The following is a 17,070-nucleotide window of genomic DNA, read 5'->3' on the forward strand; positions in this document are numbered from 1 at the left end:
CCTATTTTTTATCCTTTAATAACATATCACTTAAGGACTTACCTGCTGGTACCATTGGCAATACATTAAGCTCTGTAGGAATGATAAATTCAAGTAAGGTTGGTCCATTTTTGAAAGTATCCGCCAATTGGAATCCTTTTTCGATGTCCTCTACCTTAGTAATGCGCATTGCCTTTGCACCATAAGCTTCTGCCAATTTTACAAAGTCCGGTACGTATTCGAATTCATCATTATCAATCATCTCACGTGTCACAATGGAGCTTTCATCCATCAATAAATTCGTACACGCATATCGTTTATCGTAGAATAATTGTTGCCATTGGCGTACATTACCAAGGAAGCCATTATTCAAAATAATAAGTGTTACAGGTAAACGATAGTGCATAGCCGTAGCAAATTCTTGGATATTCATTTGTACACCACCGTCACCACAGATAGCAAATACACGTTTATCAGGGTTGCCGATTTGAGCACCTAAGGCAGCTGGGAAACCATACCCCATCGTGCCAAGGCCTCCAGAGGTCAACATTTGATGTTGTCCTTTAAGTTCAAGGAATTGTGTGGTCCATAATTGATTTTGACCTACATCAGTAGCAACAATAGGACGTGCATAGTGGTTATTGATGTAATCAATAACTGTTTGAGGTGTTAAGCCTACCTCATCCGCTTGTGTAACAGGACGTTCCGCCTTAAGCTGTTGTAATTGCTCAGGCCACTCACCAAGATCATGAGGTTCAATATATTCCAATAGTTTTTCAATGGCCAATTTAGCATCTGCTACGATTGGAATATCTACCTTTATATTTTTAGAAATAGATGCTGCATCTACATCGATATGGATAATCTTACAATTTTGTGCAAAGGTACTTAACTTGCCTGTAATGCGGTCGTTAAAGCGGGTACCAATGGAAATCATAACATCGCAATCCGTAAGAGCCACATTCGGAGCATAGCCACCATGAATACCAATATTGCCAAGGTATAAAGGATGACGACTATCGATGGCACCTTTCCCCATCAATGTAGTTACAACAGGAATTCCTGTTTTTTCTACTAACTGCATCATAAGATCGTTAGCACCACTAATGCTAACGCCGCCACCTAATAGGAACAGAGGTCGTTTAGCCTTACTGATAATGGAGCACGCCTTTTTAACTTGGCCTACGTGGACTGTTGTATTTGGTTTATAGCCACGAATATTAACCTCTGTTGGATACTCATCAGAGCCCATAGCCTTTTGAATATTTTTAGGAATATCCACTAGCACAGGACCAGGGCGACCAGTACGGGCAATATAAAAGGCTTCCTTTAAAATGCGTCCCAGCTCTTTACGATCACGAACAGTAACAGCATATTTACAAATATTGCGAACAATACCAACAGTATCTACCTCTTGGAATGCATCATTCCCCATAAGCCCCAAATCAACTTGGCCTGTAATACATACGAGAGGAACACTGTCAGAATAAGCTGTAGCAATGCCTGTTACAAGATTGGTAGCACCCGGTCCAGAGGTTACCATACATACCCCTACTTTACCTGTACTACGAGCATAACCGTCTGCTGCATGAGCCAATGCTTGCTCATGACGTGGCAAAATTACTTTTACCTTGTCCTGCTTATATAATTCATCCATGATATCGATAGTGGCCGCCCCAGGATAGTTGAATAGGATATCTACCTGCTCCTCTTGAAGGGCTTTTACCACATATGCTGCGCCTGAAATCATAGGTGCCTCCTTATCTATGTAAAACATGCATATTGCGTTCTCAATATTCTCATTTGGTATATCTAAAAAATTGAATATCTTATATAGATGTGTTATACTCAGTAGTGTACCACATGTTGTGGTACATGAGTATGTATTAAATCTCAAATTATAGAAATATATGTTAATTATGTCTGGAAAGGACTGTAAAACCATGAAAGAAATCTTAGGTTTCCACTTAAACGGTTGCCCTTATTGTGCAAACGCATTCCGTGCTATCGATGAACTTGTTGCAGAAAATCCTGCCTATGCGGATATTCATATCAACTGGGTTGAAGATCAAGATGCACATGAACTCTTCAAAACTCATCCTTATGAATACTATCCAAACTTGTGGTTCGACCTCGACAAACAATACGAGGCTCAACCTGGTGAAAGCTATGACCAAACAAAAGCTTTAATCAAAGCTGTATTGGACAAAGCGCTCGCGTAAGATTATTACACAAAAATGTGATAACACAATCAGAACCACCCGTAAAACGGGTGGTTTGCTCACGGGCTATAAGCCCGTAGTACTAGGCCAGCGTCTAAAGGCGCTGGCTTTCACTACGTTCAAGCCGCATAGCCATTGACTCGTAACGTTCCCCTTAAAGGGGATGTGTATTACTTGCTACCCTTAAAAGGGTCCTCATATTCTTTTACACTAAGCTTATCTTTCATTTGGTCATGTAACTCTTGCTCACGTATATATTTCTTTACTGTAGCCTCATTTAAACCTACTGTACTAACATAATAACCCTCGGACCAAAAGTGTCGATTTCCAAATTTATACTTTAAGTTTGCGTGTTTATCGAACATCATTAGTGCACTTTTCCCTTTTAAGTATCCCATAAAAGATGATACTGATATTTTAGGTGGGATTAATACTAGCATATGCACATGATCAGCCATAAGCTCCCCCTCGATAATCTTGACGCCCTTATATTCACATAAACGTCTCAATATTTCACGTAAACTATTTCTGTATTGATTATATATAACTTTACGTCTATACTTAGGTGTAAATACTATGTGGTATTTGCATAACCATTTTGTGTGCGCAAGGCTCTGTGTCTTTGTTGCCATATAAAATCACCTTTCTTTTGCATATAATGCGGCTTGAACACCTACATTATACTTAAGCAAGGTGATTTTTTTGTATAACTTTCGTTGCCGCACCCGCATAGCGGGTGGTTTAATGATTCGCGACTACATCGCGAACCAGTCTAAAGACAATAATTAAGAAAGAGGCTAGCAATGCTAGCCTCTTTTTTTGTCTTTCCATTCAAGGTACATATGTCTAATGACTTGGATTGGTGATACCAATAACATTCTAGGGCCCCCATAGCGCATAATTTCCCGAATCTTTTCACGATATGTAGGCGCATAACAATGAGTTTTACAAACACTACAGAAGGTTTTCGTTTCCATATGAGGGCATGCATCAATGCGATGCTCTGCATATTCCCAAACCTGTTCACAATCTTTGCAAAGTTGCCCCTTAGGCGTATGGTGCTTATTATGACAATAGATGCCAATAATTTGGTACATGGTTTTTAATTCTAACTTACGTTTTTCATCAACTGTCATAGTACTCCCCTATTTTACAGACCAGGACACCCAGGCCACTTTATCAACCGTCTTATTATGAATCTCTCCATTAATAGCTAAAGGTTCAATGAGATTTCTGATTTCCTCTTTCATATCTTCCATATCGCCCCATGTATTGTTGTGTAGTCGCATTGTAAAGTAATTCACAGCTTTATCAAGGCTCATAACCTCTGTTTCAGGAACCGTTTTATACGTCACTTTTACATTATGCCCTATTTCATGAATAGCATCTAAACACTCTTTCATCTTACCATCCCAAGGGAAGGAATCACGACCAAAGAAGTGTTCAGACAGCATATCTACCGTCTCATCGCTACGTTCACTAAAAGCAATCCACAAGCATTTGTCCTTACTTGCTTCATGCATGGCACGAATATTTTCTACATCAAACATAATAGGACAGAAAATACTGTACACCAAGTCGAAGCTTTTATCCCAGCTTAGCTCACGGCGAGTATCCTCGGACCAAGGCGCAATATATAAGCTTAGATCTAAACCTTCCGCCTCTGCCAACTGTTTAGCCCCTCGAATCATGCCATCAGACAAATCAATGCCTGTCGCTTTATAGCCTTCACGAGCCAATCCCAATGCATAGTCACAAACACCACATCCGATATCGAGGGTATGTCCCCCCTCTTTAGGTAATAAATTTTCATCCTTCAAGAATGTAAGAAAATCTGTAACTTGTGCTTTACGATCTTCTCGATTATGCATTTCTACAAAATAATCGGAACGGTGATTCCATGCATCTTGCTCATCACGCCACACTTCGTTGACGGTAAGCTCTTGTATTTTATTTGTCATTCTATCTCCTCTATATCCCTTCATACATACGTAAAATAAAGGATACATATGTAAAATAAGGGATATATATTAGTGTATTAATAAAAACAATACATTTATATTCCATTAAATATGTCCTATATGCCTAGTGTTCCACCTAGGATGTTCAGATTTACATAAGGTCATTCTTATTGTACATCATTCTCAAAATAATTTGTGTTACCCAAATCACATTTATACAATTTGGATAATATCAAATATAATATTCTATCCCCAGATTGTATTCACAACACATCTCATATCATTTATCTTGATATAAAAAACCTCCACTCATAAAAGTGGAGGTTTTCGCTATGACTATGCTATAGATTTTTTCTCTCTATAGCTATGTTAGACATATAAAATTATTTATCTTCTTTTTTCTCTACAGGACTGGAAACATCCTCTGTTTTAGATGCCTCCGCCGTAGGTGCATCAGCATTAGGTGTCTCTGCGTCAGCTTTCTCTTCAGTCTTTACACTCTCATTATTAGAAGCAGCATCACGCTCTTGTTTAAGGCGTTCTTCTCTCTTAGCTTGTGCTTCTTGTTCACGTTTTTCAAAGGATTCTCTAATTTTATCTGTTGTATCCTTCAGCTTATCTGTGCCCTTCATAGCAAGATCTTTGATTGCTTCTGGATCAGCACCACTAAATTCAGCTAAAGCCTCTTCATTATTTGGATCAAAGAATGGAGCCTGTTTGAAACCTAGTAAGGACGCTACAAATACCATTGGAATTTGAGCAATTTCACTATTATATTCTTTTACTTGGAAGTTATAAGACTCACGCTTATTAGAGATAAATGCTTCATTTTCATTAATAGCTTCCAAGAATTTACCATATTGAGTATTAGCTTTCAAATCTGGGAACTGATTAGCGAGCGCCGTAATATTTCTCACTGCTTTAGATGTTTCCCGAGCCATATCAACAAAGTTGTCGGACACTTTCAACTGGATTAATTTTTCATAATCATCATACTCATTAACAATACTAGTAAACTGATTTACGATAGCCACCTTTTTCTCGTATGCAACGATAATATTGGCACGGGCCTCTTTAATCTCTACTGTCAACTTTTGCAGTAAATTGTATTGCTTAATAAAGAAGAAAATCAAAAACAGAATTATAAAAAATATTAGTGTTGAAAACATAGAACTCTCTCCATTTCGATTACAAATAACCATGCAATTTTGAGAATATTATACATATGAAAGATATAAGCAATATGAAATTTCATTCATGAAATACAGTAAATTTATTAATCTCCAATCATAACACGATATATAGGAACTGTATCTACAGTTTCTACGTATTCTAATCCTTCAAAAGAATCCAGTCCTTCTGCCACTTTATTAGCCAGTTGATTATGAATTTTCCTTAATAGTTCTACATTAGTAAAATATCTTCTATTATCTGCGCTAAACTCAACTTTAATGTCGGTTTGAAATACACCATCAATTCGGTTCTCTTCATCTAAATCAGTTATATCAACAATATGCTCATTACTTCGTAGCTGTTCAGAGCCAGTAATAAAAGCTTCATAAACGATGCATACCTTATGAGTATTAACGGCAATACCATTCGGATTCCAATTGGCTCCATTATCCTCTATATAGCTCATAATATCTTTAGTGAAAGCAGTATTATCTTCATATTCTTCATTAGAAAAGGCCCAATACACCGATGTCAGTACATCATCAGTACTAGGAGTCGCCGTTAATTTCTTGTCTACTAATTTTTTTGTTTCCCTTTTAAGCAAAGGTCTTTTAATAATGTAGAACACCGCCATTGTAGGTATCAACATAGTCGCTAATACTGGTATCATATGGGACAAACTAGCCATAGTCCCACCAGATTGCCTAGCTTGAGCGTGCACGGTTCTTGAATTTTGATTGACTGTATCTGCCGTATTCGTCATATAATCTAGAAGCCATGGACTTTCAAACATACCAACTATAATAGCAATCAGTATTAAAGTAACTATAGTAACACAGATAACGAATAATTGCTTAGCTACCGTACTACAAACGATTTCCTTCTCAGCAAAGGATAGTACATCCATCTCAGGTATATCTTTACTCCATTTAGCAGTTCGTTCATGTATGGTCATTTATTTCTCTCCCCTAAACAACTACATATACCAATTGAAATTTGACTATAAAAATTATTTCGTACAGTACTTATATTTATTATAATAGAGAAAAGGAGGCCTTGAAAGTATGGGAATCTATATGATAATTCTAATGTTTGTATTAGTCGGTATTGCTGTAGCCTTTGCGACCTATAACTTATCTACAATTAGATCCATGCCTCCTGAAGAACGTTATAAACTTCTTTACTTTAACGATGACCAAGTCTCTATAGGCATTGGATTAATGAAACAAACCTTTAAGTTAAAAGATATTCGCGAAGTACGCTTTTCTAAATACAAACCATTTCGTTCGCCTGGGTGGGCCGGCAAAATGAAAGTTTGCCTATTAAATGGTAAGACAAGCCGTTGGATAAATTTTGATGGAACGGTCTATTACCAAAAGTTTGTATTAGCAAGTAACGAAGAAAGTATTGATAAAGCTACAGCCATACTCATGAAGGAATTTAAATCTAGAGGCATTCAGTGTAATAAATATAGATAGTAAACAAAAAGGCTTCTCGAAATTCGAGAAGCCTTTTAATTGGTGCGCCTAGCAGGATTCGAACCTGCGCACCCGGTTCCGGAGACCGGCGCTCTCTCCCCTGAGCTATAGGCGCATGAATACCTAAAAATTATACCATATTACGCTATGGTTCGATAGTATAAAGTATATACAGACACTAGGTTTATACAGAAAGGCCCCTATAGTCAAGCATTTACTAGCTAACTATAGGGGCTATTTCCATTATATTTTTGTTTTAAGCAATTCTAGTAGAGCATCACAGCTACGACTAACATCGTCATAGGTTTCGTCAAAGTTCCCCGTATACCAAGGATCCTTTACATCACGGCTTTCACCAACAAAGGACATAGCCTTATATACCTTTGAGTCTATATCATCACCGATGATACTGTGTAAATTCCGTGCATTATTTTCATCCATGATAATAAGATAATCAAAGTTATGATAGTCATCAACCGTCACTTGACGAGCCTTGCGACGTGTATAAGGGATTCCCATTTCATCTAATTTTTGTTTAGTCCCATAATGGGTGTCGTTCCCTATCTCCTCACGAGATGTGGCAGCAGACTCAACATAGATAGAATCACTTAGACCAGCCTGCTCAACGATCTGCTTCATGTAAAACTCCGCCATTGTAGAACGACAGATATTACCATGACAAATGAATAAAACCTTAACCATCATAACTTCTCTCGTAACGCACCAATCGCTGAGATATTAACGGACAAAGTTCGTAGATACATTTTTCTCTGTATCTGGATATGGCACTCCTTGTTCTTTAGCTACAGCAAAGCTACGCATCATCCAAATCATATTTCTAGCCAAGTTGCGCATGGTTTGCATACCTTCTTCATCTTGCTTAGCATCTTCTGCTACTAAACCATGACTAATATTCCAGTAGGTAGAGCCTGCAACTGGCATTTGAGAAATACCAAAGTACTTATTAAGTACATCAAAGGAAGCCGTTGTACCACCACGACGAGCTACAGCGATAGATGCACCTGGTTTAAAGGCAAATGGATTTGGCTTTATGCTTTCGGCACTGAAGAATACGCGATCTAAAAAGGATAAAATACGTCCACTAGGATGAGCGTAGTATACAGGGGTTGCAAAGATAAAGCCATCTGCATCCTTCGCTTTTTCTACGAAAGCATTTACATCATCATCTTTAAATACACATTCACCATGTTCAAAACAATAACCACATTGGATACAATCACGAATAGGTTTATTACCGAGTTGGATTACCTCTGTTTCCACATTGGCTTCACCGAAAACCTTTTGTACCTCTTGTATAGCTTGCATTGTTGTACCATTTACATGGCTACTGCCATTTACGATTAGAACTTTCATATCATATCCTCCTAATTCTTACTTAAGAAGTTACATATTAACTAGCCTTTATATACTAACATAGATATACCAAATTATTAAAGTATGACCATCACAGTAAGCCAATTAATATTTGCCTATTTGCCGCTATAGAATAATTCATATAGACACTTTTACATAAAAAACTCTGTAGCACCTTCCCCACAGGCAACTACAGAGTTTTCATTTATTCAATTAAAAGTTATGTCGTACCCCTGCATCGATACGCCATGTATTATCTATAGTAGCACCAAAGTTTTTAGTGAATGTACCATATAGATATGTGCTAGGTCGTACGCTCCAGGATCCGCCAATTTCAGCATCAACCCAAGTATCCTTCAAGTCTACTGTTGTTTGTACTGTTGGATTACCTGGTGCAGAATATGTAGTATTTACCTTACCAGAGAATTCATGAGCTAACGCTAATTTGGCAAAGATATTAGATTTTTCTGTTTCTTTCCCAATACCAATACCGAGTCTGCCTACAGCAGAGTTAACAGCGTCAGATTTCACATGCATAGAGCCACCACCTGCTATAGCTGCATCATAGGATACACCTTGTAAACGGCCTACAATAAATTCTACACTAGGGTCGATGTAGAAGCCATTTTGCTTTTTAATCCGTTTGCCATACTCAGCACTCAAGGATGTACCATAAGTATGATAATTACCATTCAATCGTTGTCCGCCTATGGAGTAGAGTTTGTAGTCATTGGACAATCTATTACCACGCGCAATAATATCTAAATAACGTCCATCATCATGTTGTTTTGTACCATATACGGCGATGCCACCAAGTTTACCATCACCACTGCCGTTAGCGTAAGAATTACTAGATGTACTGTAATCAATAGCTCCGCCAAAAATCCAACCATTGGATGCTTTATGGTCGTAACCAACTTGTACCCCATTATAGGTCATATGCGCATCTGCACCATCTGTAATCTTAGATTTACCGCCAATGTATTTTGCCCATACACCTTGGTTTGTATTAGCTAGACGAAGATCTCCTAAACGGCGTTGTAAATCATTAGTGTTATTCTTCCATGCCATAGCGGTCGATGTAAGGGCAGATTTAGTGCCACTCACTAATGATGATTCACTGCCACGAGTAATCTTTGTTGTATCGTCTACAACTAGATTTCCTTGTGCGTCGAAATGATCGGTCCCAAGTTCTGCAATAGCACTTGGACTCGTAATACCTTCATTAATTTGAACCGTTGTGCTTAATTTCTTATCATTACCGGTATATTGTAATTTATTGGCTAATACTTGTATTTCCTTTTTATAACTTGCATCATCGATGGTATTACCAGAATGATCCCCTTGCATTGTAATATGACTATTATCTGCTGCATGTTCAACGATGATTTGACCCTTTTCAGGTTCACTTGCTGGTACGCCAGATTTATAAATGGCATTCACATAACCACTATAGTTTTGAATTGTTATAGGGCGTGCATCGATAGGATGAATATTGCCTGCTGCCGTTGGACTCGTACCACCTACGAGATTACGAACCTTACTGCCCTTATATAGGTATGCCGCATTGTCGCCAGATTTACGCTCTTTCTTTGGTGTTGGTCTGTCCGCACCAATCCATTCATTATTCCAAGTGGCCCCATTTTGAAGGTAAATATCGGCACCAGAATTATGAGGATTTTTATTACTTTCTGCATATTCATTTAATACAGCACCTGTGAGGCTAGAGTTTGGTGTTGTGAAAGCTAAACCGACATTCGTAGGTTCTTCGTTATGGTTTGGATCGCGACCATAATCCTTGTCGATTAAGCCTACATTACCAACAGCAACTAAGTCTTTGGTGCCAGGATGTTTACCATCAGAACCTGCATTTACATAGACATCACCCTCTTCGGCTACTACAGAATAGATATCAGATGTTTCTAACGGATGAGTAATGATGCGACCGCCACCATCAACGATAATATGGCCACGTTGATTAGCTTGTAAGCCTACACCGATAGCATCAATATCTACATTACCTTTCACATGTATATTCGTATCTCCATAATCTCTATCAGGATTATCCTTACTAAGTCTTGGCACTTTGCCACCGTACCCAGCATATACAGCGCTCATATAGTAATGACCAAGCTCTCTTTTAGATGCTGGTGCATCATTCTTTAGTCGTACAATAAGATCTTTATCTACTGTTAATTGGGATCCAAATCCATTATAGATACCAGTTACATTCTTACTTTTACCAGCCTCTGTTAAGCTTTTACCATGCACATTAACAGTTAATGTATCCTCTATCTGCTTAACCTCAGGTTGTGTTTGTACCGGTGACCCCATTGTTAAACCGAGCAATTCCTCTGCTTTATCGCTCGTTGCAGTAATTTCTGTAGCCATCGCAGAATAAGATATACCTGTCAAAACTAACGCAGCCATCACAGCCGATAGATGACGATGCAATTTCATAATAATCTCTCCTTTTACCTAGCAAAATCTAGATACTCTCACAAACGTATACATAAAAACGTAAAAAGACCCCCTAAGTCCAACTTAGGAGGTCTTTTATAACTACACACTCATTAAATAGTACACACTATTATTCAGGATTGATGATGAAGGACAATGCGCTGAAGTATTTATTTTGTTCCCCTTTAATTTGAGTTGGGAAGCCCACTTCAACACCTACTACGTTAAGGCCATTAGCGCTTACAGTAACTGTTGCTTTACCGTTAGCATCAGCTTGGCTTTCATTAGTAAGATCATTAATTACGTCTTTGATAAGAGGTGCATTTGCATATGGTTTGCCGTCTTTCAAGACTTGGATTTCATATGTATCACCTTTTTTAAGTGTTAATGGGTTAACGGATGGAATGATTTGGATGAAAGCATCTTTATTGTTGAAAGGTTTTGCTTCTGCATTCCAGTAGTGAACATCATATTTAATGGCATGTGTACTTTTTTGAGCACCAGGAACTTCTGTAATTGGTTTATGTACAGTTTTACCGTCTTTGTCTTTTGTCCAGTAGCCATAGTCAAAGTTAGTTACTGTAACACCTAAATTAGCTGGTGGAACGATAGCTATATTTTTTTCATGTTTAATAACTTCTACAGGGATAACTGCACCATTGTTATCATAACCAACGATACCTTTAACCATGTCTGGGCTATATGCATCATCTACAGGGCCTTCGCCAAGTACTAAAGCTTTTTCGTCTAAACGGTTAGCGAAGAATACGCCATGAGCATCAACGGAAGAGCACACACAACCCGCTGCTAAACCTACTGCGAACAAAGAAGCTAAGATTTTCTTATTCATAAGAACCTCCATAATCAATAACTAGTTTCAACAAACTTGCTATTATTATACATCGACATAGATATTCCGTATATACCGATACCTGTATCAGCAAGGCATTATGCAAACTCAATATATACAAGCTTCTATATAGCAATTAATCATAAATGATAAAATTATCATCTATTTTTCATATGAATATAATAAATAGGAATATCTTCTTTGTTATGTGTACAAAAAAACGACGCCCCAAAGGAGCGTCGTCTTATATCACTAAGGATATTATTTTTTGTTTTTAGCTGCTTTCGCACGTGCGTTACGATCAAGGATTGTTTTACGCATACGAATGCTTTCAGGTGTTACTTCAACGAGTTCGTCATCGTTGATCCACTCAAGAGCTTGTTCCAAGGAGAAGATACGAGGTGGAGTCAAGCGTACTGCTTCGTCAGAGGAGCTAGAACGCATGTTAGTAACGTGTTTTTTCTTACATGGGTTAACATCCATATCAAGTTCACGAGTGTTTTCACCGATAACTTGACCTGCGTACACATCTTGGTTAGGACCAACGAACAATGTACCACGGTCTTGAACAGAGTTCAAACCATATGGAGTAGTTTCGCCATTTTCGAATGCTACCAAAGCACCGCGTGTACGGGAAGGAATTTCACCTTTGTATGGTGCATAACCATGGAATACATGGTTCATGATACCATTACCTTTTGTAGCTGTTAAGAATTGTGCACGGAAACCAATCAAACCACGAGCAGGAATTACGAATTCCATACGAAGGTAACCAGCTAATTCAACCATGTTAGTCAATTCAGCTTTACGTTGACCAAGATTTTCCATTACTGTACCCATGAATTCTTGAGGTACGTCGATAGTCAATGCTTCCAAAGGTTCACATAATTGGTCGTTAATAGTTTTGAAGATTACGCGAGGTTTACCTACTTGTAATTCGTAGCCTTCACGACGCATAGTTTCAATCAATACAGCCAAGTGCAATTCACCACGGCCAGATACTTTGAAGGCATCTGCAGAATCAGTTTCTTCAACTTTCATAGAAACGTTAGTTTCTACTTCGCGGAACAAACGATCACGCAAGTGACGGGATGTAACAAATTCACCTTCGCGACCTGCGAATGGAGAGTTGTTTACAGAGAATACCATGGACAATGTTGGTTCGTCGATGGAGATAGATGGTAATGCTTCAGGATTTTCAGCATCAGCTACAGTTTCGCCGATGTTGATATCGTCGATACCAGCGAATGCAATGATATCACCCATTTGTGCTTCGTCAGTTTCAACACGATTCAAGCCATTGTATGTGTATACGCGACCGATTTTCGCTTTACGTGTGCTTTCACCATTCATGATAGCCACTTGTTGGTTAGGTCTCATTTTACCGCGAACGATACGACCTACAGCGATTTTACCGATGAAGTTATCGTAATCAAGTGTAGTAACCATGAATTGAAGAGGACCTTCCATGTCGCCTTGTGGTGCAGGAATTTCTTCGATCAATGTTTTGAACAATGGTTCCATGTTTACTGCTTCGTCATCCCAGTTAGTTTTGGATACACCAGCACGAGCGGATGCATATACTACAGGGAAGTCAAGTTGATCGTCATCAGCTTCAAGTTCCATGAACAATTCAAGAACTTCATCTTCAACCTCTTTAACACGTTGGTCAGGACGGTCGATTTTATTGATAACTACGATTGGTTTCAATTTTTGTTCTAATGCTTTACGCAAAACGTATTTAGTTTGAGGCATTGGACCTTCGTAAGCATCTACGAGAAGCAATACGCCATCAACCATGTTAAGTACACGTTCTACTTCGCCGCCGAAGTCAGCATGGCCTGGAGTATCAACGATGTTGATTTTGATACCATCATGCATTACAGCAGTGTTTTTGGACAAAATAGTAATACCGCGTTCACGTTCCAAGTCGTTGGAGTCCATTACGCGTTCTGCTACTTTTTCATTTTCACGGAACACATGGCTTTGTTTTAATAACGCGTCCACCAAAGTAGTTTTACCATGGTCAACGTGGGCGATAATCGCTACATTACGAAGATTTTCGCGAATCATAAGATCCTCCCTTTAATTCTTTCAGTATATTCTATATCACATAGGACTTGTGAAAGTCACTATGTAGGTATATTCCCAAAATTGGCAACAGTTAATTATAACGTAGACTATAGAAAAAAGTCAAAAATACTGTAAAAAAAGATTTCTTATACCCCATTCTTATAAAAGGTTGAGTAAAAATACTCAAACACTTACATCATAAGAAAAAGCATAAGAAATCTTTGATTACTATGTAACTATCTTTTTGTTAGTCTTCACCAATCATGCGTACTTCTGGTTCAAGGTGAACCCCATGTTGGTCATATACGCGACGTTGTACCTCTGCAATGAGGTCAAGTACATCCTTTGCACTAGCACTGCCTGTATTGATAACAAAGCCAGCATGCTTATGAGATACTTGTGCATCACCTACAGACAAACCCTTTAGGCCTGTTTGTTCAATCAATGTACCTGCAAAATAACCTGGTGGACGCTTAAAGGTAGAGCCTGCACTAGCAAATTCTAAAGGTTGTTTGGATTCGCGTTTTTCTGTTAACTCATCCATACGCGCTTTGATAGCATCCTTGTCGCCTGGTTTAAGGGTCATAATAACTTCACCAATAACCTCATGGTTATCGTGGAATACACTATGACGATAGGCAAAATCTAAATGAGATGCATCATATTCCTTGATATTACCTTCGAAATCTACAGCTAATACTGATGTGACTACATGGCTCATTTCCCCGTCATAAGCCCCTGCATTCATAAATACAGCACCGCCCAATGTTCCTGGAATACCAATGGCAAACTCAAGACCAGAGAGACCATTTTCCCAGGCAAATTCAGACGCATCTTTTAACATATACCCAGAACCAATGCATAACACATTATCATTGCAATCCATGATTTGGGTCATATGACGAACCGATACAACAGCACCGCGAATGCCACCGTCTTTCACCAAAATATTGGAGCCGCAACCAATAATAGTTACAGGCACTTGTAATTCGTGAATAGTGCGTAGCGTAAAGCTCAACTCATCCATCGTCGTAGGTTCAATAAATAAATCAGCAGGACCACCAATTTTAAATGTCGTATGATGACAAAGCAGTTCCTGTTCTCGTACACGTGTACTAGGTAATTTCTCTAATAAGGCTTCTTTTAAGGCCTTAATGTTTTGGTTGTTGTTGTTCGCCATGATCTAACACTTTCATCCCCTCAGTGATTGGTTCGCTAATGATTTTATAAATATCATTAGAGATTTGGCTCCAACGCATTTGTGCTTGTAAATAAGCAGCCGCTGCAGCATTTTCTTGAATTTGAGGCATCATTTCCTCTTGTTTCTTTTGCAATTCATCAGCTTCTGGTGCACCAGACAACTTAGCGTATTCCCATTGCATTTGTTGTGCCATAAATGTGCGTACCAACGCCGCTGCTACTGCGTCAGCTTTCAAAGCTTCTTGAGCTGCCATTAATTCTTTGTACTCTTCGGATTCACGCATAGCGTGAGCTAAATCATGAGCTTTATCGTAGTTCATAATATCCTCCTCTAACAACACCTGTCAAAATACTACCTCTCATGTAGATTGGGTAGGATTTCTAACACATATTTATTGTATATATCTCAATGGTGAAAGTATATTTATTTAGGTTGAATCCAGTTGCCTTCGGCTTTAAGATCTGGATAATCAAGTTGGCGCATAGCTTCATACGCAATAATGGCTACTGCGTTAGATAAGTTTAAAGAACGCGCCTCATCTACCATTGGTATGCGAATGCATGTTTCTTCAACACCTTCTAATAAGCTTTCAGGCAAGCCTCTTGATTCAGGGCCAAATACGAGCATATCTCCGATTTCATACTTTACCTCAGAGTGGGTATGCTTTGCTTTTGTAGTAGCGTAGAAATATCTGCGATCAGGATATTTCGCATACAACTCTTGAATATTTTCATGTACCTGTACATCTACCAAATGCCAATAATCGAGACCAGCTCGTTTCACGTGCTTATCGTCGATGGAAAAGCCAAGTGGTTTGATAAGGTGCAAAGTCATATGATTAGCTGCGCATAAACGCGCTATATTTCCTGTATTGCCAGGGATTTCTGGCTCATAAAGTACTATTTCCATTTTCGTTCCCCTATTCTTTATATCTATATTATTCTACAAAGGAACGCACAAAATGTCCACTTTTCCCGCCTTCTTTTTCTACGAGGTATGTAGGGCCCATAATCATGCCTTTATCGATGGCCTTACACATATCGTATACGGTGAGCAATCCCACTTGTACAGCTGTAAGGGCCTCCATTTCAACGCCCGTTTTTCCAGTAGTCTTAACGATGGCACGTACCTTGACGGCCTTGTTATGATTTTCATCAGTGCAAGCAGGGCTTTCACCATCTACTAAAGAGCAGTGAACCTCAACCTTTGTGAGCGCTAATGGATGACAAAGAGGAATGAGATTGCTCGTTTGCTTAGCCCCCATAATAGCAGCTAGTTGCGCAACACTAAGGACATCGCCCTTTTTTATAGTACCTGCAGCAATGCGCTCATAAATGGCATCATTGATTGCTATGAATCCTTCTGCGATGGCTGTGCGGGATGTGATATCCTTATCGGATACGTCTACCATCCAAGCATTACCATCTTGGTCAAAATGTGTTAAATTCATACTATATCCTTACTAATTATGCATAAATTATCATCAATAGTTTTATTTTCATTAGTTATATTATACAATAGAATTAAGATTTATATGTATAAGGAAGGAAGTGTTCCTATGAAAACAAAACTAACTTATTTCGGTCATGCTTGCTTTATGCTAACACGCGGTGATGTGTCCATGATTTTCGACCCATTCTTAACGGGTAATACATGGGATATCGCAAAAAAAGAAGATATCAAATGCCAATATATCTTTGTCAGCCATGGTCACGATGACCACTATGGCGATACAGATTTCATTGCTAAAGCAAATGATGCACTCGTTATCTCTACTGCAGAGGTAGCTGGTAAAGCAGCAGCTGCTGGTTGTCGTACTCATGCAATGCATTTAGGTGGTAAATTTGACTTTGAATTCGGTTCTGTTCGCATAGTACCTGCCTTCCATGGTGCTGGTGTGCCTGGTGGCCATGCAGCAGGTTGTATCGTAGACTTTTACGGTGATATCGTATACTTTGCAGGCGATACAGCGCTCTTTAGCGATATGAAATTGTTGAACCGCTTTGGCGATATTGACTACGCTTTACTTCCTATCGGCGATAACTTCACGATGGGCGTTGAAGATGCAGCACTTGCAGCTTCCTATGTAAAAGCGCGTATCTCTATTCCAATTCACTACAAAACATGGCCTGTTATCGACCGTGAACCAGGTGTATTTACAAGCTTAGTAGAAGGTAAATACAACCAAACAGCGCTTATCATCGATCCAGGTTCCTCTATCGAGCTCAACAGCTAATATAAAAAATAATGATTATGTAGAAATGACGCAATTCCAACGAATTGCGTCATTTTTATATGC

At 38.8% G+C, this 17,070-nt stretch carries 18 protein-coding genes and 1 tRNA gene; 3 read left to right on the forward strand and 16 right to left on the reverse strand.

The features are described from left to right. Position 1: 1 nt before the first annotated feature. Positions 2-1,729, reverse strand: coding sequence for a biosynthetic-type acetolactate synthase large subunit (gene ilvB, locus ACDF53_RS00875; protein WP_370815205.1), 1,728 nt, complete (start codon positions 1,727-1,729; stop codon positions 2-4). A gap of 193 nt (positions 1,730-1,922) precedes the next feature. Between ilvB and ACDF53_RS00880 the strand changes: the two genes are divergently transcribed. Then, the gene (locus ACDF53_RS00880; RefSeq protein ID WP_295780646.1) at positions 1,923-2,201 is read left to right on the forward strand and encodes a glutaredoxin; all 279 of its coding nucleotides are present in this window, start codon (positions 1,923-1,925) and stop codon (positions 2,199-2,201) included. 170 nt (positions 2,202-2,371) lie between these two features. Here ACDF53_RS00880 and tnpA read toward each other — a convergent pair whose 3' ends face one another. From tnpA to ACDF53_RS00905, 5 genes are all read right to left on the reverse strand, one after another. Then, positions 2,372-2,833, reverse strand: coding sequence for an IS200/IS605 family transposase (tnpA, locus tag ACDF53_RS00885; RefSeq protein ID WP_005380067.1), 462 nt, complete (start codon positions 2,831-2,833; stop codon positions 2,372-2,374). A gap of 174 nt (positions 2,834-3,007) precedes the next feature. After that, positions 3,008-3,337, reverse strand: a complete 330-nt coding sequence (locus ACDF53_RS00890) for a nitrous oxide-stimulated promoter family protein (protein ID WP_296008883.1) — start codon at positions 3,335-3,337, stop codon at positions 3,008-3,010. Positions 3,338-3,346: 9 nt separating this feature from the next. Then, the gene (locus tag ACDF53_RS00895; protein WP_370815206.1) at positions 3,347-4,162 is read right to left on the reverse strand and encodes a class I SAM-dependent methyltransferase; all 816 of its coding nucleotides are present in this window, start codon (positions 4,160-4,162) and stop codon (positions 3,347-3,349) included. A gap of 383 nt (positions 4,163-4,545) precedes the next feature. Next, the gene (locus tag ACDF53_RS00900) at positions 4,546-5,331 is read right to left on the reverse strand and encodes a LemA family protein (RefSeq protein ID WP_370815207.1); all 786 of its coding nucleotides are present in this window, start codon (positions 5,329-5,331) and stop codon (positions 4,546-4,548) included. A 107-nt stretch (positions 5,332-5,438) separates the two neighbouring features. Continuing rightward, positions 5,439-6,290, reverse strand: coding sequence for a hypothetical protein (locus tag ACDF53_RS00905; RefSeq protein ID WP_370815208.1), 852 nt, complete (start codon positions 6,288-6,290; stop codon positions 5,439-5,441). Between the two features lie 109 nt (positions 6,291-6,399). Between ACDF53_RS00905 and ACDF53_RS00910 the strand changes: the two genes are divergently transcribed. Then, entirely contained in the window at positions 6,400-6,813 is a 414-nt protein-coding gene (locus ACDF53_RS00910) for a hypothetical protein (protein ID WP_370815209.1), read from the forward strand. Between the two features lie 40 nt (positions 6,814-6,853). Here ACDF53_RS00910 and ACDF53_RS00915 read toward each other — a convergent pair. The 10 genes from ACDF53_RS00915 to moaC form a co-directional block, all read right to left on the reverse strand. Next, a tRNA-Arg gene (locus ACDF53_RS00915) sits at positions 6,854-6,928 on the reverse strand. A gap of 128 nt (positions 6,929-7,056) precedes the next feature. Beyond that, the gene (locus ACDF53_RS00920) at positions 7,057-7,515 is read right to left on the reverse strand and encodes a low molecular weight protein-tyrosine-phosphatase (protein WP_370816179.1); all 459 of its coding nucleotides are present in this window, start codon (positions 7,513-7,515) and stop codon (positions 7,057-7,059) included. 36 nt (positions 7,516-7,551) lie between these two features. Then, positions 7,552-8,187: a flavodoxin family protein gene (locus ACDF53_RS00925; protein ID WP_370815210.1), complete on the reverse strand. Its 636-nt coding sequence runs from the start codon at positions 8,185-8,187 to the stop codon at positions 7,552-7,554. 213 nt (positions 8,188-8,400) lie between these two features. After that, the gene (locus ACDF53_RS00930; RefSeq protein ID WP_370815211.1) at positions 8,401-10,647 is read right to left on the reverse strand and encodes an autotransporter outer membrane beta-barrel domain-containing protein; all 2,247 of its coding nucleotides are present in this window, start codon (positions 10,645-10,647) and stop codon (positions 8,401-8,403) included. 130 nt (positions 10,648-10,777) lie between these two features. Beyond that, positions 10,778-11,497 carry a DUF4198 domain-containing protein gene (locus tag ACDF53_RS00935; RefSeq protein WP_370815212.1) on the reverse strand — a complete coding sequence of 240 codons (720 nt, stop codon included), beginning with the start codon at positions 11,495-11,497 and terminating at the stop codon, positions 10,778-10,780. 261 nt (positions 11,498-11,758) lie between these two features. Next, a complete protein-coding gene (gene typA / locus ACDF53_RS00940) occupies positions 11,759-13,570 on the reverse strand; it encodes a translational GTPase TypA (protein WP_370815213.1) in 1,812 nt (603 codons plus the stop codon). 247 nt (positions 13,571-13,817) lie between these two features. Beyond that, complete coding sequence (gene murB, locus ACDF53_RS00945; RefSeq protein ID WP_370815214.1) at positions 13,818-14,750, reverse strand: UDP-N-acetylmuramate dehydrogenase; 933 nt, start codon at positions 14,748-14,750, stop codon at positions 13,818-13,820. Continuing rightward, entirely contained in the window at positions 14,722-15,090 is a 369-nt protein-coding gene (locus tag ACDF53_RS00950) for a YlbF family regulator (protein WP_105089509.1), read from the reverse strand. The genes murB and ACDF53_RS00950 overlap by 29 nt, the downstream gene beginning before the upstream one ends. Before the next feature lie 104 nt (positions 15,091-15,194). After that, the gene (gene trmL, locus ACDF53_RS00955) at positions 15,195-15,680 is read right to left on the reverse strand and encodes a tRNA (uridine(34)/cytosine(34)/5-carboxymethylaminomethyluridine(34)-2'-O)-methyltransferase TrmL (protein ID WP_005385766.1); all 486 of its coding nucleotides are present in this window, start codon (positions 15,678-15,680) and stop codon (positions 15,195-15,197) included. A gap of 28 nt (positions 15,681-15,708) precedes the next feature. Then, entirely contained in the window at positions 15,709-16,221 is a 513-nt protein-coding gene (gene moaC / locus ACDF53_RS00960) for a cyclic pyranopterin monophosphate synthase MoaC (protein WP_370815215.1), read from the reverse strand. A gap of 108 nt (positions 16,222-16,329) precedes the next feature. Between moaC and ACDF53_RS00965 the strand changes: the two genes are divergently transcribed. After that, positions 16,330-17,007 carry a metal-dependent hydrolase gene (locus ACDF53_RS00965; protein ID WP_105094049.1) on the forward strand — a complete coding sequence of 226 codons (678 nt, stop codon included), beginning with the start codon at positions 16,330-16,332 and terminating at the stop codon, positions 17,005-17,007. Positions 17,008-17,070 lie beyond the last annotated feature (63 nt).

Origin of the sequence: Veillonella sp. (assembly GCF_041333735.1) — a bacterium.
Classification (GTDB): domain Bacteria; phylum Bacillota; class Negativicutes; order Veillonellales; family Veillonellaceae; genus Veillonella.